Source organism: Candidatus Acidiferrales bacterium, from assembly GCA_035934015.1.
Classification (GTDB): domain Bacteria; phylum Acidobacteriota; class Terriglobia; order Acidiferrales; family UBA7541; genus DAHUXN01.
The window spans coordinates 157,161-183,079 of the sequence record DASYYH010000006.1 but is presented as its reverse complement, the minus strand read 5'-3'; the positions used below and the strand labels follow the sequence as shown (position 1 = coordinate 183,079).

23 protein-coding genes and 1 tRNA gene are annotated in these 25,919 nt (G+C 58.3%); 10 read left to right on the top strand and 14 right to left on the bottom strand.

The genetic code is table 11. From position 1 onward, the window contains the following. The first annotated feature begins 61 nt into the window (after positions 1-61). Positions 62-676 carry a hypothetical protein gene (locus VGR81_03225; GenBank protein ID HEV2287944.1) on the top strand — a complete coding sequence of 205 codons (615 nt, stop codon included), beginning with the start codon at positions 62-64 and terminating at the stop codon, positions 674-676. An 18-nt stretch (positions 677-694) separates the two neighbouring features. On the opposite strand, the gene folK is transcribed toward VGR81_03225, so the two are convergent. The 7 genes from folK to VGR81_03190 form a co-directional block, all read right to left on the bottom strand. Next, positions 695-1,204 carry a 2-amino-4-hydroxy-6-hydroxymethyldihydropteridine diphosphokinase gene (folK, locus tag VGR81_03220; protein HEV2287943.1) on the bottom strand — a complete coding sequence of 170 codons (510 nt, stop codon included), beginning with the start codon at positions 1,202-1,204 and terminating at the stop codon, positions 695-697. 20 nt (positions 1,205-1,224) lie between these two features. Then, positions 1,225-2,250 carry a Holliday junction branch migration DNA helicase RuvB gene (ruvB, locus tag VGR81_03215; GenBank protein ID HEV2287942.1) on the bottom strand — a complete coding sequence of 342 codons (1,026 nt, stop codon included), beginning with the start codon at positions 2,248-2,250 and terminating at the stop codon, positions 1,225-1,227. Positions 2,251-2,296: 46 nt separating this feature from the next. After that, positions 2,297-2,923: a Holliday junction branch migration protein RuvA gene (gene ruvA, locus VGR81_03210; protein ID HEV2287941.1), complete on the bottom strand. Its 627-nt coding sequence runs from the start codon at positions 2,921-2,923 to the stop codon at positions 2,297-2,299. A 120-nt stretch (positions 2,924-3,043) separates the two neighbouring features. Then, on the bottom strand, positions 3,044-3,838 hold the full coding sequence (locus tag VGR81_03205) for a class II aldolase/adducin family protein (protein HEV2287940.1): 795 nt from the start codon (positions 3,836-3,838) through the stop codon (positions 3,044-3,046). Positions 3,839-3,929: 91 nt separating this feature from the next. Further along, entirely contained in the window at positions 3,930-5,201 is a 1,272-nt protein-coding gene (locus VGR81_03200) for a Glu/Leu/Phe/Val dehydrogenase (GenBank protein HEV2287939.1), read from the bottom strand. Between the two features lie 229 nt (positions 5,202-5,430). Beyond that, positions 5,431-6,456, bottom strand: coding sequence for a gluconeogenesis factor YvcK family protein (locus VGR81_03195; protein HEV2287938.1), 1,026 nt, complete (start codon positions 6,454-6,456; stop codon positions 5,431-5,433). Between the two features lie 15 nt (positions 6,457-6,471). Continuing rightward, positions 6,472-7,206, bottom strand: a complete 735-nt coding sequence (locus VGR81_03190; protein ID HEV2287937.1) for a tetratricopeptide repeat protein — start codon at positions 7,204-7,206, stop codon at positions 6,472-6,474. Positions 7,207-7,380: 174 nt separating this feature from the next. On the opposite strand from VGR81_03190, the gene VGR81_03185 reads away from it, so the two are divergent. Together VGR81_03185 and VGR81_03180 are read left to right on the top strand one after the other, a co-directional pair. After that, a complete protein-coding gene (locus VGR81_03185; protein HEV2287936.1) occupies positions 7,381-7,968 on the top strand; it encodes a GTPase domain-containing protein in 588 nt (195 codons plus the stop codon). 161 nt (positions 7,969-8,129) lie between these two features. Continuing rightward, positions 8,130-8,681, top strand: coding sequence for a VOC family protein (locus VGR81_03180; protein HEV2287935.1), 552 nt, complete (start codon positions 8,130-8,132; stop codon positions 8,679-8,681). A gap of 48 nt (positions 8,682-8,729) precedes the next feature. Here VGR81_03180 and VGR81_03175 read toward each other — a convergent pair whose 3' ends face one another. The 4 genes from VGR81_03175 to uvrA form a co-directional block, all read right to left on the bottom strand. Continuing rightward, positions 8,730-9,698, bottom strand: a complete 969-nt coding sequence (locus VGR81_03175) for a threonine/serine dehydratase (GenBank protein ID HEV2287934.1) — start codon at positions 9,696-9,698, stop codon at positions 8,730-8,732. Positions 9,699-9,753: 55 nt separating this feature from the next. Further along, positions 9,754-9,978: a type II toxin-antitoxin system HicB family antitoxin gene (locus VGR81_03170; GenBank protein HEV2287933.1), complete on the bottom strand. Its 225-nt coding sequence runs from the start codon at positions 9,976-9,978 to the stop codon at positions 9,754-9,756. Positions 9,979-10,048: 70 nt separating this feature from the next. Further along, complete coding sequence (locus VGR81_03165; protein HEV2287932.1) at positions 10,049-10,498, bottom strand: hypothetical protein; 450 nt, start codon at positions 10,496-10,498, stop codon at positions 10,049-10,051. 53 nt (positions 10,499-10,551) lie between these two features. After that, entirely contained in the window at positions 10,552-13,365 is a 2,814-nt protein-coding gene (gene uvrA / locus VGR81_03160; GenBank protein ID HEV2287931.1) for an excinuclease ABC subunit UvrA, read from the bottom strand. A gap of 546 nt (positions 13,366-13,911) precedes the next feature. Here uvrA and VGR81_03155 point away from each other — a divergent pair. Both VGR81_03155 and VGR81_03150 read left to right on the top strand, forming a co-directional pair. Then, positions 13,912-13,987 (top strand) — tRNA-Asn (locus VGR81_03155). A 143-nt stretch (positions 13,988-14,130) separates the two neighbouring features. Next, positions 14,131-15,807, top strand: a complete 1,677-nt coding sequence (locus tag VGR81_03150; protein HEV2287930.1) for an FAD-dependent oxidoreductase — start codon at positions 14,131-14,133, stop codon at positions 15,805-15,807. Positions 15,808-15,816: 9 nt separating this feature from the next. On the opposite strand, the gene VGR81_03145 is transcribed toward VGR81_03150, so the two are convergent. Both VGR81_03145 and polA read right to left on the bottom strand, forming a co-directional pair. Then, positions 15,817-16,194, bottom strand: a complete 378-nt coding sequence (locus VGR81_03145; GenBank protein HEV2287929.1) for a rhodanese-like domain-containing protein — start codon at positions 16,192-16,194, stop codon at positions 15,817-15,819. 52 nt (positions 16,195-16,246) lie between these two features. Continuing rightward, positions 16,247-18,925: a DNA polymerase I gene (gene polA, locus VGR81_03140; GenBank protein ID HEV2287928.1), complete on the bottom strand. Its 2,679-nt coding sequence runs from the start codon at positions 18,923-18,925 to the stop codon at positions 16,247-16,249. Between the two features lie 221 nt (positions 18,926-19,146). On the opposite strand from polA, the gene VGR81_03135 reads away from it, so the two are divergent. Beyond that, positions 19,147-19,395 carry a hypothetical protein gene (locus VGR81_03135; GenBank protein ID HEV2287927.1) on the top strand — a complete coding sequence of 83 codons (249 nt, stop codon included), beginning with the start codon at positions 19,147-19,149 and terminating at the stop codon, positions 19,393-19,395. Positions 19,396-19,535: 140 nt separating this feature from the next. Further along, positions 19,536-20,189 carry a LysE family translocator gene (locus VGR81_03130; protein HEV2287926.1) on the top strand — a complete coding sequence of 218 codons (654 nt, stop codon included), beginning with the start codon at positions 19,536-19,538 and terminating at the stop codon, positions 20,187-20,189. A gap of 42 nt (positions 20,190-20,231) precedes the next feature. Here VGR81_03130 and VGR81_03125 read toward each other — a convergent pair whose 3' ends face one another. Beyond that, on the bottom strand, positions 20,232-21,230 hold the full coding sequence (locus VGR81_03125) for a deoxyhypusine synthase family protein (GenBank protein HEV2287925.1): 999 nt from the start codon (positions 21,228-21,230) through the stop codon (positions 20,232-20,234). Between the two features lie 461 nt (positions 21,231-21,691). Between VGR81_03125 and VGR81_03120 the strand changes: the two genes are divergently transcribed. The 3 genes from VGR81_03120 to VGR81_03110 all read left to right on the top strand — a co-directional run bounded on the left by VGR81_03120 (position 21,692) and on the right by VGR81_03110 (position 25,846). Beyond that, positions 21,692-23,443: a M20/M25/M40 family metallo-hydrolase gene (locus VGR81_03120; GenBank protein ID HEV2287924.1), complete on the top strand. Its 1,752-nt coding sequence runs from the start codon at positions 21,692-21,694 to the stop codon at positions 23,441-23,443. Positions 23,444-23,609: 166 nt separating this feature from the next. Further along, a complete protein-coding gene (locus VGR81_03115; protein HEV2287923.1) occupies positions 23,610-24,221 on the top strand; it encodes a sigma-70 family RNA polymerase sigma factor in 612 nt (203 codons plus the stop codon). Further along, on the top strand, positions 24,218-25,846 hold the full coding sequence (locus VGR81_03110; GenBank protein HEV2287922.1) for a polymer-forming cytoskeletal protein: 1,629 nt from the start codon (positions 24,218-24,220) through the stop codon (positions 25,844-25,846). The genes VGR81_03115 and VGR81_03110 overlap by 4 nt, the downstream gene beginning before the upstream one ends. Positions 25,847-25,919 lie beyond the last annotated feature (73 nt).

The following is a 25,919-nucleotide window of genomic DNA, read 5'->3' as shown; positions in this document are numbered from 1 at the left end:
CCCCGTCGCAGCGAAATGCAATCGATTTTTGAGAAGTTATACTTCCTCCGAAGGCGGCGGAATGCGAAGTCCGAGCGATATCAATATTCTTATTGTCGACGATGACGGCGTGACGCAGGATGCCCTGCAGCAGATGTTCGACGCCGAGGGATGGTTCTCTCGCGGCGTGCCTGACCCGCGAGAAGCAATGGCGGAATTAGCTCACCGCCACTGGACGCTGGTGATCGCGAACATCGCCCTCGTGGACGCCGACAGTCCACTGTTCGCCATGCTCAAGGAACTCGCGCGAGCCGATGCCGACACAGAACCAAATGCCAAGCCGCTGCGCGCTCTATTCCTGGTACCCACGGCGACGGCCCGATGGGCGCATCGAATCCTGGACCGCGAACACCTCCCCTACGCGATCAAGCCGTTTCACCTTCATGATTTCCTGGAGAAAGTCAGCGACTTGCTTGTGGACGCGCAGGCGATTCCTCAGCCCGCGCGGGATGTAAAGTCCATAGCACTGAAAGAGCGCAAGCAAAAACGCAGCGGTCACGACCGGCGTAGCGGCAAGATGTTTGCTTCTCGTGAAGACTACATGATGACCGAAGAAGAGATCGCCGAATTCGAAAGGCAGGAAGAGGAAGACCGCAAGAAACGTCAGGAAGAAGCAAAGAGCCGGGACCTTCTTTAACGCATCGCGCGCGGTGCGCTATCTTCCCTTCTCGCCCAGCTCGCCCGCCTTGCAACGGTGAGCTGCGCCGTGATCTGCCGTTTCCGCAAGTAATTCAGCGATCGTTTTGTTCTCGACCGGATGCCGAACCGCAGGCGCGAGTTCCGCCAGCGGCGCAAGCACAAATCGGCGTTGCGCCATGCGTGGGTGGGGCACTTCCAAATCCTTTGCGTGGATAATGCTCGAGCCAAAAAGCAGGAGATCTATGTCAATCGCGCGCGGGCCTCTGTGCACCAGACGCTTGCGGCCAATTTCATTCTCAATCTCGCGCATCACGCTCAGAAGTTGACGTGGCATCAGGTCCGTTTCGCCTTCGACGACGCAATTCAGAAACCAGCCCTGCGTTTCCACATCGACAGGTTCGGTCGAATAAATCGATGAGCGCCGCACAACGCGAATGCCGCGTCGTTCGAGGCCGCTGACGGCCTCGGCAAGTCTCTCTTCGCGATCTCCGAGATTCGATCCCAGTGAAAGATATACGGTCTTCATGTTTCGGGCGAATTTCCGCATTAGAAAAGCTGCGGCTGCCTGCGCGGCTCGTCCATGCCGAAATGTTTGTACGCCAGCGCAGTGGCCACGCGTCCGCGTTGCGTGCGGTCCAGCAATCCAAGTTGCATCAGGTACGGCTCGTAAATCTCTTCGATGGCATCTTCCTCTTCGCTCAGCGACGCGGCCAGCGTGTTCAATCCCACTGGACCTCCGCCGTACTTCTGAATGATCGCCAGCAGCAGATTGCGATCAATTTCATCGAGGCCATGGTCGTCCACCCCCAGCATCTGCAGCGCTTCTTTGGCCACAGACAGCGTAATTTTTCCTCCGGCGCGAACTTCCGCAAAATCGCGCACGCGGCGCAAGAGACGATTGGCCACCCTCGGCGTCCCGCGGCTGCGCCGCGCGATCTCTTGCGCGCCGGCATCGTCCATGCCAATTCCCAGAATTCCCGCCGACCGTACAATGATTTCAAGCAAATCCGCCGGCGTATAGAAATCGAGTCGGTGAACAATTCCAAACCGCGAACGCATCGGGGCCATGATTAGTCCCGCGCGCGTCGTGGCGCCCACGAGCGTGAACTTTTGAAGCTGATACGGATGGATCCGCGCCCCCGCGCCCTGGCCGATGATCAAGTCAATCCGGAAATCTTCCATCGCCGGGTAAAGTATTTCCTCCAGCGCCGGCATTAGACGATGAATTTCGTCCAGAAAGAAAAGTTCGCGAGGGGCCATAGCCGTCAGCACCGCCGTCATGTCGCCTTTGCGCTCGAGCAACGGACCAGAACTGATCTTGATGCCAACGCCCATTTCGTTGGCGAGAATTTGCGCGAGTGTTGTCTTGCCGAGTCCAGGCGGCCCATACAGCAGAACATGGTCGAGCGCTTCGCCCCGGCTGCGCGCGGCTTCGACCGCGATTTTCAGATTTTCCTTGATTCGCGACTGGCCGACGAAATCGTCGAATCGCTTCGGACGGACGCTCGCATCAAGACGCGCGTCTTCATCAAACGCTTGCCCGGAGACTACGCGGTGTTTTGATTCCGCCATGTTTTGATTCAATGAACCAGCCCTTTGAAAAACTTTGCCAGAACTACTAATCGCCGCGCGCCGCGCGTGCGCCCTTTTCGATTGCCGCGCTGCCAAGCTTCTGCAATGCGGCGCGAAGAAGCGCATCAAAAGTCGTGGTCGCGCTTCCCCGCACATGCTCCAGAATCTTCTCGACGGAGCGCTCGTCATATCCCAAATTCACAAGCGCCGATGCCACATCGGATTCCACTTGCGAGCGCGTCGCAGGTTTGCCAGTCTCCGTGACTTCCACCGCAGCGAGCTTGTCGCGAAGTTCGAGGATGATCCGCTCCGCCGTCTTTTGCCCGACGCCGGGAATCTGTTTCAAGCGCACGACGTCGCCCTTGCGAATCGCCGGTACCAAATCATCCAATCCCATGCCCGACAGAATTTTCAACGCCAGGCTGGGCCCGACGCCTGATGCCGAAATCAACATCTCGAAAAGCTGCTTTTCGCGTGCAGTCAAGAAACCATACAGCGCGATCTGGTCTTCGCGCAGATGCGTGTGAATCAGCAGCGTGACTTCGGCGTGCAGCGCGCCGAGCCCTGCAAACGTCGAAAGCGGGATTTGCACCTGGTAGCCCACGCCACCGGCGTCCACAATCACCTGATTCGGCCGCTTGTCCACGAGCGCGCCGCGAAGTTGTCCGATCATCTTCAGCGATTATTGATTAGCGCCGCGGGAGTGTCAACGCAGTCGCGAACCCGCGCCTCGCCTTCGGAAATTCCGGATTCAGCATGCATCGGGCGAGTATTGGCGAGGGTGGATTGAAGTCTAGTGGCGGGCGCGATCGTTGCGCACGGCTTCTTCCACCAGCGCTTCCAGCTCGCGCCGCGTCAGGGTCACGCGATCGGGCTCCGCTGAATCGGCGGTCACAGGACATCCTGCAGAAGCGGACTCCAGCCCATAGCGAGCGCGCGCAGCAAGCAGCTTGTCGACGTCCTCGCGCGACAACAGAGCCTGTTTGTGCAGCAACTCCGTCACCAGGGAGACGCGCGCAAAATGCTCGACGGTCTCCATGCGATAGTAAGCCGTGAGCAGGTCTGGCCCGTAAGTCACAACGCCGTGATTCGCCATCAGGATTGCATCGTGCGATTGCACAAATGGCTCAATCGAATCGGCAAGCTCGGGCGTTCCGGGAGTCCCATATTGTGCGAGCGGCACGGAACCAAGCCCCAAAATCGCCTCGCTGAGCAGCGCCTTATTCAGCGGAATGCCCGCAGCAGCGTATCCCGTCGCGGTCGGCGGATGCGCGTGGCAGACTGCGTTCACGTCCGGGCGTAACCGGTAAATTAGGAGATGCATTGCCAATTCGGAGGAGGGATTGCGGCCACCAGAAAGTTTATTGCCAGCGAAGTCCGTGATAACGAGATCCTCCGGCGAAAGCATCCCTTTGCAAACGCCGGTCGGCGAAGTAAGAACTCGGCTGGGATCAAGCCGGAGCGAAACGTTGCCGTCCGTCGCGGCGACAAATCCGCGTTGATACAGCCATCGGCCCGTCGCGCAAATATCGCGCCGGTGTTCCGCTTCGCTTTTCAGCGCCCCATGCGAGATAGATTCAGAAGTCATGCCCAGGATGACCCTCGACAGCTTCTTCGCCGCGCGGCCCACCCCGCGCGACCGCCGCTATTCTATCTCGCTTGTCCAGTAAAATCGTGTATTAAGCGTAAATTCCGCGGTGTGTCAGGGCGATGGCCACGCGGTCGATCGCCAGCATATAGGCGGCGATGCGATTGTTCACGTGATGCTTCTCCGAGTAACGCACCACATCGTCGAAGCTCCGATCCATCACGTCCTGCAGCCTTTCATTCACTTCGCGCTCCCGCCAGAAGAATCCCTGCCGGTCTTGTACCCATTCGAAGTAGCTGACCGTGACGCCGCCAGCATTCGCCAGAATATCCGGAATAATGAACACGCCTTTCTTCCCGAGAATCTCATCCGCCGGAACGGTTGTCGGGCCGTTCGCGCCTTCACAGAGGATCTTCGTTTGAATCCGGCTGGCGTTCTGGCTCGTGATCTGATTTTCCACTGCCGCCGGCACAAGAATTTCACAAGGCTGATACAGAATATCGGTCGAAGACATTTTCTGGCCGCCACCCGGAAAATCCTGCAGCGATTTGCGCTGCGTATAAACCCAGTCAACTATTTTGGGCACGTCAAGCCCCTTCTCGTTGTAGAGTCCGCCATGCACGTCCGCAAGCCCGACAATCTTGTATCCCGCTTCGTGCATGAGCTTCGCGCCCATGGAGCCGACGTTGCCGAAGCCCTGAATCACCACGCGACAATCGCGTTTACTCATCCCAAGCTTCGTGGTCGCCTTGTCGCAGACCATCATGACGCCGCGGCCGGTTGCCTCCGGACGCCCCAGCGAACCGCCAAGCTCGAGCGGTTTTCCTGTGACAACGGCCGTCACCGTATGCCTCACGTGCATCGAGTACGTATCCATCACCCAGGCCATGATCTGCGCATTGGTATTTACGTCCGGCGCAGGAACATCGCGCTCCGGCCCGAACCAATCCGAAAGTTCCGCCGTGTAGCGGCGCGTCAGCCCCTCCAATTCGCGCTGTGACATCTTCTCCGGATCGCAAATGATTCCGCCTTTGGCTCCGCCAAATGGGATGTCGACCACCGCGCACTTCCACGTCATCCAAGATGCCAGCGCGCGCACTTCATCGATGGTGACGTTTGGTGCATAGCGAATGCCGCCTTTGCCCGGTCCGCGCACCAGCGAATGTTGCACGCGATAGCCGGTGAAAACTTCCAGCCGTCCATCGTCCATCTTCACGGGAATGTAGACGGTGATTTCTTTGTTCGGGAATTTCAGATAACGATAAAGGTCTTGCGCCAATCCAAGCTTATTGGCCGCTTCTTCGAAGCGTGCTTCCGCGGCCTCGTAGGGATTCAGTTCGTGCTCCATCGACATTGTGGCCATGCAAACGCTCTCCTCGACAAAATGAAATTTGGATGATGACGCTGGCGGTTCCGTGCGGCGGAAACTCTTTGGTTGCGCTTAGGCCGGCTCCGGGGCTGCCAGGGCAGCGTCGGCCAGTATACGAAGCTGTGCCCTTGCCATGCAAGGCAGCGCGTGCCCAGGAGATATACACAGGAAAGCGGCTCTGCAAAACGGAAAATTGGGCGTGAGTCGAACCGAAATTTCCAAATTACGCTGCGCTTCTCTGCACAAAGTGCCGCAGCAGTAATTGCGCCAGGCGCTTGGGATCGTGCCGCACAACGCCATCCTGTTGCAGCAAGTCCCCCGTAACGCAAGTCAGTCCCATACGCCGCAGTTCTTCGAGTGATGCTGCGACCGGTTTCGCCCCGCGCACGCCATAGCGGTGCAAAATCCTCGACGCCGCCGGCGCGCGGTTCACGACAACGTAGTCGAACAAACGCTCATGCGCATGCTCGTAGATCGCGCGAACGTGGTCCGCTACGGAGTAGCCATCCGTCTCACCCGGCTGCGTCATCAGATTCGCAATATAAATGCACTTGGCACGCGAGCGGCGGATAGCGTGCGCAACGCCGCGTACCAGCAGGTTCGGGATAAGGCTCGTATAGAGGGAGCCGGGGCCGAGGAGAATCAGATCCGCCTTCCGAATCGCTTCGAGCGCTTCCGGCAGCGGACCCGCATTTTGAGGTACCAATCGCACTCTGCGAATGCGCCGCTGCGAACGCGAGATATTCGTCTCTCCGGCGACAACCTGTCCATTCTCAAGCTCTGCTTCTAGCGTGACGTTCGCGCGGGTCGACGGAAAAATCCTCCCCCGAATCGCCAGAACTTTCGCGGATAACCGGACGGCCTCGGGAAAATCTCCGGTAACATGGGTTAGCGCCGCGAGAAAAAGGTTGCCAAAGCTGTGACCGGCCAGGCCGCGACCACGTCCAGCAGGAAATCGATACTGAAAGAGTTTTCCCATCAGCGCTTCATCGCGCGAGAGCGCCACCATGCAATTGCGTATGTCGCCCGGCGGCAAAATCGAGTATTCGCGCCGCAGCCGGCCGGAACTTCCTCCATCATCGGTCACCGTGACAATGGCTGCGATGTCAGAGATGGGCCGCGGAACGCCACTCTGCCGTCGACTGGCGATATATTCCTTCAAGCTGCGCAGCAGCATCGAAAGCCCCGTGCCCCCGCCTAGCGCGACAATTCGGATGGATTTTGAACGATTATGTGTGGGCCTGCGCAATGGAGAAAAATCGAACTAACCGCCTGAGCTTTCGCGCTCGGGATAAAGAAGTTCAGTGAAGCGCGGATCCTCCTGCAAAAACGCAAAGTCTTCGTCGTTGCGCGCCCGGTAGCGATTTTCCGGTCGCAACTGAATCGCAACTTTCAAATTCTCCATCGACGAATCCGCTTCGCCGGTCAAGCAGTCCAGAGCCGCCATGGCATAAACAATGTGATCAGCCTTCGGTGCGGCCTTGCGTGCCCGATCCAGATGTTCACGCGCATCATCCCAGCGAGCGAGATTCATCATGGCGATGCCCTGATTGTAATGATCCTCGGCTCCCTTGAGCATGGGTTCGGAGATGCGAGTCAGGCGCTGTTCCGAGATTCGCAGGTGGACGCGTGCGCGGTCCACGAGTTCTTTGTTCGGCCCTTCCAGCACTCGCTCCAAAGCCTGTTTGGCGCGCATGAACTTCTGCTGCTGAAACTGCTTCAGACCCTCTTCATAAGCCCTAAGCTGCTGCTGTGTCGCCTGATCGTTGGAATCGCGAATAGGGCTGGCGTGCCGCTTCTGCTGTAAGTCTTTTGATTTTATACTCTTGCGGGAACTCCGGCGTGCGGACGACGCCCGGGTAGTGCGTCTCTTCGCCCTGCCGGTTGTCTTCGCCATGATAACCATACAATAGCAGTGACTTTTTCCGCCGTCAACCCACCTAATTTCATCACAATTCTTACAAAGTTTACATCCACTCCCCATTTCCACGTGGAACATTGCTCATACGGCACACTCAAATCGCCCCTTCCTCCCGAAATTGGTAGAGAAATTGGTAGAATTGATGGCAAATGGGGGTTCATTGCCTGTTCCGAATCAATGCTTAAGACGCAAGATGGCCTGCGTGACTTCCCTATGCTATAAGTAGGCGGGGAAAAAAATTCTGAGGGAAATGTGCCGTTCATAAATTTTCCCGCTCGGGAAATCAACTGTAAGCTTGTCTATTATGGCCCTGGCCTTGGCGGGAAAACCGCCAATCTGCAGTGGATCTACGACCATACGGGCACAGGTCAAAAAGGAAAAATGGTTTCTCTCGCCACGGAAACCGATCGCACTCTGTTCTTCGATTTTCTTCCGCTCGATCTAGGCACCGTTCGTGGCTTCCGCACGCGCTTCCATCTTTACACCGTCCCCGGACAGGTCTTCTATGAAGCCAGCCGCCGCTTGATTCTAAAGGGCGCTGATGGTGTGGTTTTCGTCGCCGACTCTCAGGAAGAGCGCCTCGACGCGAATCTGGAAACAATCGACAACCTCAAAGAGCATCTGAAAGATCACAATCTCAACTTCGACACGATTCCCTACGCGCTTCAGCTCAATAAGCGCGATCTGCCCAACGCTATGCCCATCGCGGATTTGACGAAGCAACTCCAGATAAAAGGCGAGCCTGTCATCGAAGCCGTCGCCATCGAAGGAAAAGGCATCTTCGATACGCTCAAGGAAGTCGCCAAGCTGGTCCTCGCCGAACTGAAGAAAAATTCCTGATCGCTTCGCGGCACAACTTTGGGCCGTGGGTCAGTTTGAATTTTCCTGATCGTGACACAAGGCGTCAAAATTCAAACTGAGCCATCGCCATAACCCGAACTGGCTTGCACTTGCTCGCCCTTGAACCTCATAATTTGAGCGCGAATTTGCCCGAGGACACTATGCAACCTGAAGAAAGCAAATCAAAGGCAATGCGTGCGGTGGACGCGCAAGGAGAGCCTGTCGCGCTCGGTGAATTCAATGGATTTGAAGTCTATCCCATGCCCATGTTCGCGACGCTTTCCGTCGCCGAAGTTGCGGCTGTCGCCAAATGGTATGAGGAGGCCCTCGGTTTTCGCATCATGTTCCAGGGTCCCGCCATCGGCGGTCAACACAGCCTCGTCCACTTGCGCCGCGCAAAATATCAGGACCTCTTGCTTGTCCCCATAACCTCGAACACGGCAAATCAAGCTCCGGCGAGCATGACGCTGAGTTTTCAGGCCGAGGATGTAGACGCGCTCGCTGGGCGCGCTCGCGCCGCTGCAAGTCTCGGCGTCTCAGCGATTGAAGGCCCCATCGACACGCCCTGGAACACCCGAGATCTGCGCGTCACCGATCCTGCCGGGCATCGGCTCGTCTTCACCACTCGTCAAACGAACCCCGACCCAGCGCAGTTCGAGCGCGTGAAGAAAATGTTTGACGCAGCTGGAAAAACAGGACGATCCTCGGAATGAGGTAAGTCTAAATCGCGCACGATTCTTCGAAGAAGTATCTGCCCGGATCTACTTTTTCTGCGCGGCCCCGTGCGCGCGGTTGAAATCAACTGCGGCTGTGTTCCCTCCGCAAACGACAACGCCAATCCGTTCCCCGGCCCGCGCTTCGTATCGCCGCGATAGCAACGCCGCAAACGCCGCCGCGCCTCCCGGCTCCGCAACCACGCGCAGCGCTCTCCACAACATTTCCTGCGCGCGCAAAATATCTTCGTCGGAGACGAGCACGACGCGTTCCACCAGCTCTTGCGCAATCGGGAACATGATTTCGCCCACTCGCTTCGGCGCGAGCGAATCCGCCGCAATTCCTCCCGCTTCGCTGTCCACTGGCCGCCCGGCGCGCAGCGCATTCGTCAGCGTCGGTGCTTTTTCCGGCTCGACGCCAACAACTTTGATGCGCTTCGCATACCACGCCGCGACGCCGCCGATGAGTCCTCCGCCGCCCACGGCAACAAGAAGCGTGTCGAGCTTCGGCTCCTGCTCTTCGAATTCCAGTCCGGTGCTTCCCTGCCCGAGCAGTGTTTCCACTTGATCGTATGCATGGACCCGCAGCGCGCCGGATTCCGCAGCCCATTTCTCGCTCGCCTCGAGCGCATCCGCATAGCGTTCGCCGGAGATCATGAGTTCCGCGCCGTATCCGCGAATCCGCTCGATCTTTTCCGGCGACGCGACTTTCGGTACAAAAATTCGCGCTGGCTTGCCGAGCTTCATCGCCGCAAACGCCACGGCCGCGCCATGATTCCCGCCCGACGCCGCGACAACTCCCGCCGGAGGCACCGTCCGCGTCAAGAGATTCGCAAACGCGCCGCGCGCCTTGAACGAGCCCGCATGCTGAAACAATTCCAGCTTGAAAACTACACTGACTCCATCCAGCCCGATGTCTCCGCCCGCCACTTCGATGACCGGCGTCCGCCGAACGTGCGGCCGTATGATCCGCTCCACTTCTTGGATTCGCTCTCGATTGATCTCAGGGTTCGTCATAGTTTTTCGAGCACAGCGATGATTTCTCTAGCTGCGAGGCGGGGGAGCTTCGGCATCAGACAGCGATTTCGACGGTGGAAAGACTCACTGAAACGTGTGTAGGGATTTCTTCGCCGTCGGCGAGGCGGTCTTCAATGCGCAGATGGATTGCGTCCTTAATGTTTTCAATGGCTTGCTCGTAGGTATCTCCCTGGCTGTAGCAGCCCTGCAACGCCGGACAAGAAACGAAGTAACCGTCCGAGTCAGCCTCGATCACGATGGGGAGCGTTACTTGCTTCATAGTTGAATTATAAGGCGCTCGCCGCCTTCCGCCAATCGGATTTCGCTATGCGATAGATTCTCTTCCAAGCTCAGAGGCCAAGCCGTTCAGCATCATCCGGTCGTTCGGTCTTGAAACTGTTCAATGTTTTCAGGACTTCGTCAATGGTTTGGCGAATGGCAGGGACGCGCAACGCCTCGGTATTGACAGACTTCGCTTGGAAAACATCCCGATTCTGTCCTCCAATATGAATCAAGTGCTGCTCGATTCTCGTCCTCACATTCGGGTCAGCAAATTGCGAGTGGTAAAACTCCCCCTCTGGGCCAATCCATTTCGGGCCAACCCTCGCAAGTGTGGTGGCTGCCTCCTCAAACCTGGCTGACCACTCGGCATCATCGACTTTGCGAATTTCCTCGCCCCGAGCCTGACTGTTCATCAAGTTCGTTTGCCGACGCACATAAAAAAAACTGGCAACGCCGAAACAACCGCCTATCGCGCCAACTACGGCAAGTATCCAGTTGACGAAGCTGAGTGCCATCATTCTAAGTATTCCAAGGTCTGAATCGAGGACTATGAAGGAGGGCTGCTACGGGCTCATTTGTTGGGTGCTGAGACATGATTATTGCTGAGGGAAGGCGCTAAGGCAGCGCCGGTATAGGATCTTTTATTGCGCGCGACTTGCTCCGGCGTACCCTGCGCGACAATATGCCCGCCGCCCTCGCCGCCTTCAGGACCCAGATCGATAATCCAGTCCGCCTGTTTAATCACATCCAGATGGTGCTCGATGATCATGATCGTGTTCCCCAGATCCACCAGTCGCTTCAGCACATCGAGCAGCTTCTTCACGTCGTCGAAGTGCAGCCCCGTCGTCGGCTCGTCGAGAATGTAGAGGGTCCGGCCCGTCTGCCGCCGCGAAAGTTCGCGCGCGAGCTTCGTGCGCTGCGCTTCGCCGCCGGAAAGCGTCGTCGCCGATTGTCCGAGCTGCACATAACCCAGCCCCACATCCACCATCGTCCCGAGCTTCTGTTTGATCTGCGGAATATTTTCGAGCACCGGCAGCGCGTCTTCGATAGGCATTTCGAGTAAATCGGAAATCGAATAGCCCTTGTAACGCACCGAAAGCGTCTCCGCGTTGTAGCGTTTCCCGCGGCAGACTTCGCACAGCACATAAACATCCGGCAGAAAATTCATTTCGATGCGCCGCAGGCCGTCGCCCTGGCACGCTTCGCAGCGTCCGCCCTTCACGTTGAAGCTGAAGCGCCCCGGACGATAGCCGCGTTCGCGCGATTCCGGCAGCATCGCAAAAAGCTCGCGAATCGGGGTAAAAACGCCCGTATACGTCGCCGGATTCGACCGCGGCGTGCGCCCAATCGGTGCCTGATCGATCTCGATCACTTTGTCGAGATGCTCGAGCCCCAGAATCGCGCGGTGCGCGCCCGGCGCTTCCGTCGAGTGATAAAGCTTCTGCGCCAGCGCGCGGTAGAGAATATCGTTCACCAGCGTCGATTTGCCCGATCCCGAAACTCCTGTGATCACCGTCAGCAGGCCCAGCGGAAATTCCACGTCGATGTTCTTCAAATTGTTCGCCTGCGCGCCCACGATGCGCAGCGATTTCCCGTTCGCCTTCCGCCGCTGCGCTGGAACAGGAATTTTCAGCGCGCCCGCGAGGTATCGCCCCGTCAGCGAATTCGCATTCGCCGCAATTTCTGCTGGCGCGCCGGTCGCAACCAAATTTCCTCCGGTCTTCCCCGCTCCGGGTCCGAGATCCACCACATAATTCGCGCGTCGAATCGTTTCCTCATCGTGCTCGACGACGAGCACCGTATTGCCGAGATCGCGCAGTGTTTCAAGCGTGCCCAGCAACCGCCCGTTGTCGCGCGCGTGCAATCCAATCGACGGCTCGTCCAGCACGTACATCACGCCGCGCAGCCGCGAGCCGATTTGCGTCGCCAGCCGAATGCGCTGCGCTTCGCCGCCCGAAAGCGTCGCCGCCGAACGATCCAGCGTCAGATACCCCAGTCCCACGGCGAGCAGAAAATCGATGCGCTCCGCGACTTCATTGAGCGGACGTCCGGCGATGGCCAGTTGCCGCTGCGTCAGCCCGGGCAGAATCTTGTCAATCCCCTGTCGCGCTGCCGCCAGCGAAAGCGCCGTGAAATCTGCAATCGAATATCCGCCGACTTTCACCGCCAGGCTTTCCGCCCGCAGCCGTTTTTGCCCGCACGCCGCGCAAGCCGTCGGCGACATATATTGCGTCAGCCACTCGCGATAATCGTCGGAAGTCGAATCTTCGAGACTGCTTTCCAGGAAATCGACAATGCCCTGAAAATTCAGCCCTTTCGCCGCGCGCCCTCCCTCATGATTGCCGTAAAGAATCAGGTTCTGCGCCTTCCGCGAAAGTTTCTCAAATGGCATCGCCAAATCGAATTTGTGCGCCAGCGCCGCGATCTTCAGCGTGCGCTGCAAATACGCGGAGCCTGCGCCCGGCCCGAGTCCGCCCTCGAAGAGCGGCTTCGACCAGTCCACAATGATTTTCCCCGGATCGAAGTTGAATTTCGCGCCGAGCCCATGGCATTCCGGGCACGCGCCGTACGGCGAATTGAAGCTGAACGACCGCGGCTCGATCTCCGGCACGGAAATTCCGCAGTCCGCGCATGCGAGCTTCTCCGAATACATGTGCTCTTCGCCGCCGACAATCGCGATGGTCACGAGCCCCGAAGTCAGCTTCGTCGCCGTCTCAATCGACTGCTCCAACCGCTTCGCGATGCCCTCTTTGATCAGCAGCCGGTCGACAACGATTTCAATCGTGTGATTCCGCCGTCGGTCGAGCGCTGGCGGATCGTCCAGGTTGACCAAATCTCCATCAACGCGCGCGCGTGTGAATCCCGCCTTCGCGAATTTCTCGAACTCCTTCTTGTATTCGCCTTTGCGCCCGCGCACCACCGGCGCCAGCACCATGATCCGTTCATCCGGTTTCAGCGCCAGCACGGATTGCACAATCTGCTCGGTCGATTGCCGCGTGATGGGCTTGCCGCAATTCGGGCAATGCGGCGTGCCAATCGAGCTGTAAATCACGCGCAGGTAATCGTAAATCTCTGTAATCGTTCCGACGGTCGACCGCGGCGATCGCGTCGTCGTCTTCTGCTCGATGGCAATCGCCGGCGAAAGTCCCTCGACCGAATCCACTTCCGGCCGCTCCATCTGATCCAGGAATTGCCGCGCGTAGGCGGAAAGCGATTCGACATACCGCCGCTGCCCTTCCGCGTATAGCGTGTCGAACGCCAGCGACGACTTCCCCGAGCCCGAAAGGCCCGTGATGACCGTCAGCGTGTTCCGCGGAATTTCCAGGCTGATGTTCTTCAGGTTGTGTTGCCGCGCGCCGCGAACGACGATTTTCTGCAATCCCATAGGCTCAGTGGCTGAACTGGTCTCGTACAGGCGCGTCCGTCGCCCTGTGCGTAGAATTCGCCCAGCTTAATCCATCAACATAGCAAGCCATCCGCGCGCTGGTCAAGAACCGCAGCAGGCACATGGTGGAGGAATTTGAATCTTCTGGATCGTGACGCGCGACCCTGCCTCCATTTAGACTATCCAATCGAGGTCAAATCACGCCTTCGCGGGGAGTTTTTACTGGGCACTGGAGATTTTTACTCGCCGCCCAATCAGCAATTGACTGAAATTAAAAGGCTTATGAATGGCTTCCCGCGTGCCTATCCCTCTCGCGTAGGGGGAAAGCAAGCCGAGGATCCCTTTAGGGGATTGAGGGCTGGGCCGGCTTGCTTCCCTCGACACCTCTCCCGCCGACCTCCACGAAAACCTACCCTCTAAACGGCGGGGGTGTGCTCATCGGTTTCGCCGCCCTCCACCACCGCTTCCACCCCCTATTGAAGCGAGCGGAAATCCCGCAAACCCCTCCCCTCATCTAAAATATTCACAGAAATTCCTCGCCCGCGTTGGGGCGTGGTCCAATCGGTAGGACGCTGCACTGTTAATGCAGACGGTGTTGGTTCGAATCCAACCGCCCCAGCCAACCGTTCGCCCATTCTGAATCTCATCGGGTTTTCGAAGATGGAGCTTTTCTATCCGATCCACCGGCGCGCTACACAGGCACCTCGACTCGCCAAACCCTCGACTTCGTGCTCTAATAACCTTTCAAACGCTTCCAGAGAGAAAATGGCCTTCTCGACACCAATCCCTTCTGTGCTTGATCCTCGGACGCAAGCGTTTCCAGTTCTGTCTGAGCCACAGATTGACCGCATTCGTTCGCATGGCCGGTTGAGACACGTTGAAACCGGCGACATTCTCTTCGAACCGGGTGACATGGACGTTCCCTTTTTTGTCCTTCTCTCCGGCCGCATGGAAATCGTCCAGCCCGACTTCACCGGTGAGCGGCCTGTCGCGACGCATGGTCCCGGGGAGTTCACTGGCGAGATCACCATGATCTCCGGAAAGCGCTGCCTCGTCCGGGGACGTGTCGCCGAGCCCGGTGAATTCCTGGAACTCGCCGGAGATGGCCTGCGCTCGCTCATTGCCCGCGACGCGGAACTCAGCGAAATTTTCATGCGCGCTTTCATTCTGCGCCGTCTCGAGCTCATCAACCGCGGGCAGGGCAATCTCATTCTTATGGGTTCGCGACACTCGGCCCAGACCCTCCGCCTGCGCGAATTTCTGAACCGTAACGGCCATCCTTATACCTATGTGGATCTCGAAACCGATAAGGCTTCGCAAGAGATTCTCGACCGCTTCTCCGTAAGCATCGACGAGATCCCCGTCATCATTTGCGGTGGCACTGGTTTCGTCTTCCGCAACCCAACGATTCCGAAGCTCGCCGATTGCCTTGGTTTTAATTCCGGCATCGATGAAACGCAGGTGCGCGACTTGATTATTGTCGGCGCCGGACCATCCGGCCTTGCAGCGGCCGTCTACGCTGGCTCCGAGGGCCTCGACGTGCTCGTCGTCGAAACCGAAGCTCCCGGTGGCCAGGCGGGCTCGAGCTCGAAGATCGAAAATTATCTTGGCTTCCCGACCGGAGTCTCCGGCCAGGAACTCGCCAATCGTGCCATTGTCCAGGCGCAAAAATTCGGCGCAAAAATGATGATTGCGCACGACGTGGTGCAATTGGACTGCGCCAAGCGCCCGTACAAAGTGGTCTTGGACAATGGCACCAGGCTCGTCACGCGCTCGCTGGTCATTGCCACCGGCGCGCAATACAAAAAGCCGGGCATTCTGAATCTTGCGAAGTTCGAAGGCCAGGGCATTTATTACGGCGCAACATTCATGGAAGCGCAACTCTGCGAGCAGGAAGAAGTCATCATCATCGGCGGAGGTAATTCCGCCGGCCAGGCCGCTGTCTATCTTTCGCAAACCGCGAGCAAGGTTTATATGCTGGTGCGCTCCGGTCAGTTGTCAGACACCATGTCGCGCTATCTCATTCAGCGCATCGAGCAAAATCCCGCCATCGAATTGCACTACAAAACGGAAATCGTCGGCCTCGAAGGCGATTCTCATCTGGAGCGCGTGACTTGGCGCGACAACGTTACCGGCCAGACTTCAACTCGCAACATTCGCCACGTTTTTATTATGGCCGGAGCCTCGCCCCGAACCGACTGGCTGCGCGGATGTCTCGCTCTCGACGACAAGGGCTTCATTCTCACCGGCAGAGATATCGACGTGGCCAGCGAAAAACCGATATGGCCATTGCAACGCCCTCCACAAATGCTGGAAACGAGCCTCCCGGGCGTGTTTGCCGTAGGCGATGTTCGTTCAGGAAACGTGAAGCGCGTTGCTTCCGCCGTCGGCGAAGGCGCCATCGCCATCCATCTCGTCCATCGCGTCCTCACCGAGCTCTAGCCCGCCGCGCTAATCCTTCACTGTCGGAAATCCCGCCTCCGTCCACCCGCGCCAGCCGCCGTCCATCGAAATCACGTTCTTGTATCCCATCTTCTGCAGATTATCCGCAGCCAGCGCCGAGCGGAACCCTCCGCCGCAGTAAAGCACCAGCCGCGCATTCTTGTCCGGTACAGCGTTCTCGATATCGCGCTCGATCACGCCTTTGCCCAGATGAATCGCGCCCGGAATACGCCCCTTCGACCATTCATTGTCTTCGCGCGTGTCCACCAGAATCATTTTCTCTCCCGCGTCCAACCGCCTCTTCGTCTCGCGGAAATCCTCTTCCTTCACGCGCTTCTTCGCGTCGTTGACGATCGCCAAAAACCCCGCCGCATGATCATGCGCCATTTTCTCCTCCTCCGATTCTTGCGATTCTGCTTCGCAGCTCGAAACCGCCGCATTATTTTACGCCCACCGGCTCCATATCGCGCCAGTTCTCGCCCATCTTCATGTCCACCACGAGCGGCACGCGCAGTTCGTAAACTTTCTCCATCGCCTCCCGCACCATCGGCGTCAGCCGCTCCATCTCGCTCTTCGGTCCTTCAAACAACAATTCGTCATGCACCTGCAAAATCATCCGCGACGCGAATTCTCCTTCGCTCAGCTTCCCGTCGATGTCAATCATCGCCAGTTTGATCAAATCCGCGGCCGTACCCTGCAGCGGCGTGTTCATCGCCGTGCGCTCGGCGAAGTTTCGCAAATTCGCCTGCGGCGAATTGATTTCCGGGATCGGCCGGATGCGCCCGAACAACGTTCGCGTAAATCCGATTTGCCGCGTCTCCTCCACTTGCCGCTCGAGATATTTCTTCACGCCCTTGTAGCGCACGAAATACGCGGCGATGAATTTCACGGCCTCTTTCTGGTCAATCTGCAGATTCTGCGCCAGCCCGAACGCCGAAAGCCCATAGATAATTCCGAAATTGATCACTTTCGCTGCGCGCCGATGCTCCGCCGTCTGCGCGAACGGCGCAACGCCGAAAACTTCCTGCGCCGTCCGCGAATGAATATCTTCCGCGCGCCGGAACGCCTCCACCAGCACTGGATCCTCGGAGAAGTGCGCCAGGATGCGCAGTTCGATCTGCGAATAATCCGCTGACAGCAGCACGTTTCCTTTCTCCGCCACAAACGCCGCGCGAATCTCGCGTCCTAGCTCCGTCCGCACGGGAATGTTCTGCAAATTCGGATTCGAAGACGCCAGTCGTCCTGTCGCCGCGCCCGTCTGGCTCAGTTGCGTGTGCAATCGCCCCGTCTGCGGTGAAATCCGCTCCTGCAGCGCGTCCGCGTAAGTGGATTTCAGTTTCGCTTGCTCGCGATACTCCATCACCAGCCGCGGCATTTCATGCAGCGCGGCAAGTTCCGTCAGCACTTCCGCCGCCGTCGAACGCGCTTTCGCGCGCGTGCGCTTCGGCAGCGCCAGTCCCAGCCGGTCATACAACACCTCCGCCAGTTGCACCGGCGAATTGATGTTGAACTCCACTCCCGCGAGCTTGAAAATCTTCTTTTCCAGCGCGCCAATTTCCTTTTCCAGCGTCGCCGAAATTTTCTTCAGCGACTTCGGATCGATATGCACGCCTGCGCGTTCCATACGCGAAAGCACGCCCGCCAGCGGCAGATCGATTTTCGCGTAGAGCTCGGCCAGTTTCTGTTTTTCCACTTCCGCGCGCAGCGCCGGCGCCAGCCGCATCAGAAAATCTGCATGCTCGCCGGCCGCGCCGGAGAGCGTCACGTTCAATTGCCGCAGCACGGCTTCTGCAAACGCGTGATTCGCTGTCGTCGGCCGCAGTAAATACGAATAGAGCATCGTCGCGTGCCGTACCCCAGCCGCATTGCGTTTCGCTGCCTCCGCGTCGCTCAGCCCAAGCAGCTCGAACAATTTCGCATCATGAGCGATCTTCGGTCGTTTCGCGTCTGTCATCCAATCCGCAATCGCTGCCAGCGCGGAATCCCTTTCGTCATTCGCACAGACGCGCGCGAATCCCGCACGGTTCGAGACTTCAATCGCTCGCACGCGCGTGCCATATCCCTCGTCGTCCGGATCGTCGCTCTCGAACGCGAGCCACACCGCAACCTCATCTTTCGCCGACAGTTTTTCCAGAAATTCTCGCAGCTCTTTCGCGGATTCGAAATTCGCGTAATCCGTTTCGCCGCTCATCGTCACCGCGGGCAAGCTCTTCAGCAGCGACGTGAATCCCAGCTCCGCATAAAATTCGCGCAGCACATTCAAGTCCGGCTGCCGCAGCCGCAGCGTGTCGAGTTCCAGCTTCACCGGAGCTTTGGCGTGAATCGTCGCCAGCTCCTTGCTCAGTTTCACGAATTTCGCGTTGTTCTCCAGCGCCTCGCGATAACTCGTGCGGCTCACTTCCTTCGCTCGCCGGATCGCTTCTTCCGCGCTGCCGAATTGCTGGATCAGCGTCCGCGCCCCCACGTCGCCGATGCCCGGCTTCCGCCGCTCGCCCGGCGCCGGCTTCTCGTTCGGATCTCGCGCGCCGGGAATGTTGTCGATCGCATCGCCCATCAGCGCCATCACGTCCGCGACCTTCGACGGCGGCACGCCCATCAGTTCCTCGACTTTTTTCTCGTCAATGATCAGGTCGCCCTTCGACGGATTCAGCATCCGCACCGGCCCGCCCACCAGCTGCATGAAATCCTTGTCCGCCGTCACGATGTAAATATCGAGTTTTTTCTCAGCCGCCTGCCGCGCCAGCGACGCGATCACGTCATCGGCCTCGTATCCCGCCATCTCCAGAATCGGCAGCCGCATCGCTTCGCAATATTTCCGCACAAATGGCAATTGCACGATCAAATCGTCCGGCACGGGCGCGCGCTGCGCCTTGTATTGGTCGAAAAGCTTGTCGCGAAACGTCGGCTCCGGCGTATCGAACACGATGCCCAGATAATCCGGCGCAAGCTCTTTGCTTTCGATCAGCCGCCGGATCATCGTCGCAAAAATGTAAGGAACTTTCGTCGGCAGGCCGTTGTGCTCGAATCGTTCGCCCATGGGTGCGTAGTAGGCGCGAAAGATGTACCCCATCGCGTCCACCAGAAATAGTTTCTTGCGCTCGGAAGTTGCAGATGTCATGAATCGCCCCGCCGCATTCGGCAGGCCAGCCAGTATAGCAAGAGACGCCGCGCGCTGGCGCCGCATGGTGGTGTTCAGTTTGAATTTTCTCGATCCTGGCGCAAGAATTCAGAATTCACGCTGAACCAGCGCCCAGCGCCGCCTCTCATTCCGCGAACCGCCGAACTCGTAGTAGAATTTCCATAGCTCATCGAAACCTTCGCCCGAAAGGAATCGCGCTTATGTCCGAACCGACCAAGGAAGAACTTCTCGCCCGCATCGCCGAACTCGAACAGCAGGCCGGCTCGCGAAAGCGCGGCTCGCTCGAGTTTCGCGTCGGCGAAAAAGGCGGCGTCAGCATTTACGGTCTCGGCCGCTTCCCCGTCACGCTTTATTACGAGCAGTGGATTCGTCTCCTCGACAGCGCCGACGGCCTCCGCGCTTTTCTCGAAGAGAATAAGTCCCGTCTCAAGCTCAAGCCCAGGGAATGATCGAAATTCGTGCCGTCCGCCCGATTTTTTCCGCGACGCCGCGCGCGTTCTCGCATCTACAATAGCCAGTGATTCCGCGCCGGGATGTCCGTTACATGTGGAATCGGATTTGGATTTGGTTTCGAATCAAGACGCGCAAAATGACCGTCCCTCACGCGCTCATCGCTTTCGCCATCGCCGCGGCGCTTCTCACCATCACGCCCGGCCTAGACACAGCTCTCGTCCTCCGCACCGCCGCCGTCGAAGGTCCTCGCCGCGCGTGGCTCGCTGGCACGGGAATTTGCAGCGGACTTTTCGGCTGGGCTCTCGCGGTTTCGGTAGGACTCGGCGCGCTACTCGCCGTTTCGCATCTTGCCTACAACGCGCTTCGCATCGTCGGCGCTTGTTACTTGATTTATCTCGGAGGAAAAATATTCTTTCGCAAATCCGCGGCGCTCGCCGAGACAGAACGTCTGGCTTCTGCAGAAGTCGCAGCAGCGGCTTCTTCTGAAAGCGCGGCACGCTGGTTCGCCCGCGGCTTCCTCTGCAACATCCTCAATCCCAAAGTCGGCGTCTTCTACGTCACTTTCCTGCCGCAATTCATTCCCGCTGGCGTCGGCGTGACTTCCTTCATCCTGCTGCTCGCTTCCATTCACGTCGCCGAAGGACTGCTCTGGTTCGTCGTGCTCATCTCCGCCACGAATTTGCTTTCCTCGTGGCTGCGCCGCCCGCGCGTCGCCAAGGCTATTGACCGCGTCACCGGCGCCGTGCTCGTCGGCTTCGGCCTCGCTCTTGCTCTCGAAAAATCGCGCTGAGATCGCTGCTTCGCGTCCCGTTTTCGTTTTCGGTTTCAGTTCTCACCATCCGAGAACGTACGCGAAAACTAGCGGCGCCACAATCGTCGCATCCGATTCAATCACGAATCGCGGCGTGTTAATTCCCAGCTTTCCCCACGTGATTTTTTCGTTCGGCACCGCGCCCGAATACGATCCATAGCTCGTCGTCGAATCGCTGATCTGGCAGAAATACGCCCACAGCGGCACATCGTCTCGCCGCAAATCCTGGCTCAGCATCGGCACCACGCAGATCGGAAAATCTCCCGCGATCCCGCCGCCGATCTGGAAAAATCCCAGCGGCGTCCGCGTCGCCGTCTCCATGTACCAGCGCGCCAGCTCGATCATGTACTCGACGCCGCCGCGCATCGTCGTCACATTTTTCACTTTGCCTTGAATCGTCTGTCCCGCGAACATGTTGCCGAGCGTCGAGTCCTCCCATCCCGGCACGAAAAGCGGCAGATTTTTTTCCGCCGCGGCCAGCATCCAGCTGTCCTTCGGATCGATTTCGTAGTGCTGTTTCAATTTTCCTTTGAGCAAAATCCTGTACAAAAATTCGTGCGGGAAATATCGCTCGCCCGCGCGGTCCGCCGCGTGCCATTCCTCCATCACGATTCGCTCGATGCGTCGCATCGCTTCTTCTTCCGGAATGCATGTGTCCGTCACGCGATTCAAATGCCGGTCCAGCAGGTCCGCCTCTTCCCGCGGGCTGAGTTGCCGGTAATGCGGCACGCGCTCGTAATGCGAATGCGCCACCAGATTGTAAAGATCCTCTTCCAGATTCGCGCCCGTGCAGCAAATCCCGTGCACTTTGCCTTGCCGGATCATTTCCGCCAGCGACAGCCCCAGTTCCGCCGTGCTCATCGCGCCGGCCAGCGTCAGGAACATTTTTCCGCCGCTCGTCACGTGCTTGATGTACGCCTCCGCCGCGTCAATCACCACCGCCGCATTGAAATGCCGGAAATGTTTTTTCATGAACGACGAGATCGCGCTCATCGTCTGCGTCTCCATCACTGTCTGCATGAATCCTCCCTTCACCCGAGAATGGGAATTCGCACGCTCGCCGTGTTCGAGCGTCGCAAAGGCAAACAGCATTCGCAGTTAAAAATAACTGGCGGTATATCGCAGCAGGCAGAAGAATTTGTGGTGGGAAATGTGCGTTTGCGACCACCGCAAATGAAATCCCCGTGTCATTGCAGAGAGAAATAACACAATTGGCATCTCACTTGCCAGCACAAATCAAAATTATTTTTATTTGTTTCTTCCCGCGCGATTTTTCTTGCAGCGTTTCCCCGCGCCACACCTTTCGCGGCACTCACTCAAAATTCTAAATCGCTCATTGATTTCGTAAACCCATCGCTCCGCTCCCAATCCGCTCCAATAAATTGCGCCAAGCCTCCTCTAAGCGTATATTGGCGGGCGCTCCGGGAAGAATCAGGTCGGCTTCCGCTGTGTTTCGCCATTTGCGCCGTCGAGGAGGAACCGTGAAAAAAATTCTCGCATCTCTCGCTGCACTCATCATCATGGCCGTCACGCCCATGGCTGCGCAGGCTCCGGGAGTTTCCGCAGTCTACGCGCAGTTCCGCGCGGAAGAGACCAACAATTCCAGAATGATGTGGATCATTCACGAAGTCGCCGACGTCCATGGCCCGCGCCTCACCGGCACGCCGAATCTCAAGGCCGCCGACGACTGGGCCGTGAAAACCATGACCTCCTGGGGCCTTTCCAACGTTCATCTCGAGCCGTGGACTTTTCAGCCGCCGAGCGCTGCGACGCCCGTCCCCGGCTGGGAGAATATGGAATTGCAGGCCGATGCCGTTTCTCCGTTTCACGGTCAGTTGATGGTCAAGCCTCTTGCGTGGACTCCCAGCACCAAAGGTGTCGCCACCGCGAGCGTCGTTCTCATTGATCCTCCCGGATTGGCCGCGCCCACCGGCGGCTTCAATTTCTTCGGAAACACGCCACATCCGCAGGAACCCAATTGGGGCGCGCCGCCGATGCCTCCAGCCGCGAAGCCAAAACCGCCCAAGCAGCCCACGCAAGCTGAGCTCGATGCCTACTTGAACTCCGTCCGCGCCAAAGTCCGCGGCGCGATTGTCTTTGTCGGAAAGCACGTCGAAGTTCCCGAAGATATGTTTCCCGCTCCCATGCGCCGTCCCGAAGAAGAATGGAAGTCGCGATTCAGTTCCGCGAATCCACGTCCTTTTCGCTTTCCTCAGCCGCAGCCATTACCCGAAGGCGAATTGTCGCGCGCGGAAGTTTCGCGCCAGGTCGATCAATTCCTAGTCGACAACGGCGCGCTCGTGCGCGTCAATGACGCTGCCCGCGCCCACGGCATAATCGTCGCGCAGCAAAACAACACTTACGACTGGACGCGCGCCGTTCCCACGCTCATCATGCGCAACGAAGACTACGGCCGCATTTCGCGCATCATGGACGACGGCACGCCCGTCACCCTCCGCGTCAATATTCAGAATCGCGAATATCCTCGCGGCACCACGGTCTACAACGCCATCGGCGAAATCCCCGGCACGGATAAAAAAGACGAAGTCGTCATGCTCGGCGGTCACTACGATTCCTGGCACGGCGCCACCGGCGCCACCGACAACGGCATCGGCGCTTCGATGATGCTCGAGGCCATCCGCATTCTCGCCGCGCTGCACGTGCATCCGCGCCGCACGATTCGCGTCGCTCTGTGGAGCGGCGAAGAAGAAGGCTTGCTCGGCTCGCTCGCCTACGTGAAGCAGCATTTCGGCAGCTTCGAAGATCCCAAGCCCGAGTACGCCACGCTCGACGCCTATTTCAACATCGATTCCGGCACGGGCAAGCCTCGCGGCGCGATGGTCTTCGGTCCCGCAGCCGCCGCTCAGATGATTGGCAACGCGCTCGCCCCGTTCGCGGACTGGGGCTTTATGGGCTCGATCCCAACCGACAGTCGTCGCACCGGCGGCACCGACAGCACTTCATTCAACAATGCCGGTCTGCCGGGAATCGGCCTTGCGCAGGATCCGTTCGACTACGGCTCCTTCACGCATCACACAAATCTCGACACCTACGAGCGCATTTACGAGCCCGACGTGCGCGAAGGTGCCGTCGAGATTGCCTCGGCGGTTTACGCTGTCGCCATGGCCGACGATATGGTGCCGCGCTTCGCCGCGTCCGATATGCCCAAGCCCGCGCCCGAACCCGGCCCCGGCTCCGAGGCGACCAAGCCGCACCACATCCCGGCGAACTGAGCCTCGATCTTTTGCCCGTCCTGGTACCTTTCGAATTTAGCGTAAAAATCGCCGGCGTTTGCTGGTTCCGCGATAGACTTCCTGCGATACAAAGGTTCCCGAGAACTCAGATCCTGTTCGGAAAGAGCCGCCTGTAACTTTCGGAAGCGGCGGCGCGTAGAACTATATGCAGCCCGGCGGCGAAGCGCACGAAAAAAATCCAGGCCTGATCGACGTGATCGCCCGCGCACGGGAGGGCGACGCCGAAGCGTGGGCGGAAATTTATCGCGAGCACGCTCCGGCGATTTTTCGATTTTGCCGGCGCGCGATGCCTTCGCGCGAAGACGCCGAAGACGCGACGTCGGAGGTTTTCATCAAAGTGCGCAGCAAACTCGATCAATACGACGCATCGCGGCCGTTCACTGCGTGGCTCTATCGCGTGGCGGCGAATCACTGCTGGGACATGCTGCGGCGGCGGCGCGTGCGGCAGGATTTGGAAACGGGCGACGTCGAATCGATGCCGCTGGAACATCCGGATCCGGGACAGCTCGAGCAACTGCTTGCGGAAAAATCGCGCGAAGAAGTCCGCAAGGCGCTCGATATTTTGCCGGACCGCACACGCATGGCGCTGACGCTGCGTTATTTTTCGGATATGAGTTACGACGAAATTGCGGAGACGCTCGGCGTGCGGCGCGCATTTGTAGGCGTGCTGCTGCTGCGCGCGCGGCATCAATTGCGAAAAGTTCTGGAAGAAGGCGGCAAAGGGCTGAAGAGTTCTGCGGCGGGGAGCAAGGCATGAATCACTTCGATGAGATGACCGCGCTTTTGTATCTCGACGGGCAACTGGACCGCGGGCAGGCAGCGGAAACGCTGGCGCACACGAACATCTGTGCAGAGTGCCGCGCGCTACTCGAGTCGCTGAAAAGAGAAACGCTTTTTCTGGAACAAAGCCTGCAGGAAAAAGATCCCGTGCCCGCGCGGTTTGCAGCGCCAGCGAGAAAATCCGATTTGCCATGGGGATGGATTACGGTGTTTGGAATGGCAGCGGCGGGAATTTTCACGGTGTGGAACGGATTCGTGGAACCTTTCGAGCAGCAGCTCAATCAAGCAGGATTTACGGGAGGAAATTTGATGACCATGCTCTTTTTCAGCGGCGCATTTTGGAAGGGATGGTCCAGCGTGCTCAGCTTCCTTAGTTTCTTCGCCGCCTCCGTGTTTGCCATTCTCGCGCTCGTGATGCTGAGAAGGTTCTGGGGGCGCAGCACGGCTGTGGGAATGGTGCTGGGGATTTTCGCCGCCGTGCTGGTGTTCCCACTGATGCTGGCGGCTCCTGTGGCGCAGGCATCCGAAGCGGTGCATGGCCGCCACCTCAGCTATACGCTGGCTTCTGGCCAGACGGTCAATACCGATTTATTTGTGTCCGCTGAGTTCGCGCGCATTGAAGGCACAGTGAATGGCGATTTGATCGTATTCAGTGCGGAAGTCGAGGTGGATGGGCACGTGACGGGAGACGTGATTTCGATGGCACGCGAGTTGCGAATTAATGGGCAAGTCGACGGGAACATTCGAGGTTACGCGCAAACGTTGAACATCAACGGAAGCGTTGGCAAAAACGTTTTGGCCGCTTGTCAGGATTTCGAAATGGGCACGAATGCAAAGATACGGGGAAGCTTAACGCTCGCCGGCGGGAATGCAATGATTTCCGGAAGCGTGGGACGAGACATCACTGCGGCAGTGGGCGACACAACACTGGACGGCACAATCGGACAAGGAATCAAAATCAGGGGCGATAATCTGCGGATCGGGCCTGATGCAAATATTCAGGGGCAGGCGAAGTACACGGGACACTATCCAGCAGAGGTGGCTCCAGAGGCAAAATTGGGAAGTCCTGTCGCGTTCACCCCATTGAAAGAGGGTCCCGACTACTCAAACTGGAGATTTTATTGGCATCGCGCGGAGTTCTGGGGCGCGGCATTTTTGTTCGGACTCGTACTACTGCTGTTGCTGCCCGGATTTTTCAATGAAGGCTTGCAGGCGAGCCGGAGAATCCTGCCGTCGCTTGGGCTTGGCGTGCTGTTCATGTTCGCGACGCCTATCATAGCCGGCTTGGTCTGCTTCACTGTCGTTGGAATCGGGCTGGCGATACCGACGATATTCATCTGGCTGATTGCGCTCTATGCGGCGCAAGTGTTCGTGGCGACACAGGCGGGAAACTATATTCTCGGCGCGGCCACGGGAACCGGAGCGCTCGTGGGGCGGCTGGCCATCGGGCTGGTAATCATTCATGCGCTGGAGATGGTGCCATACCATGTGGGCATTCTGGCCAAATTGGTCGTTCTTTGGTGGGGGCTCGGCGCGATTGTGCTGGCGATATACAGGCACTTGCACCGGGTGATGACGGCGCCAGCGCCGATTGCGGCGTAGCCGGGAAGCACTCAACACGTTTTCGGGCGAGTATTGCTCTGTGAATCTTTTGCCGGTCCAGCATATCCAGTTT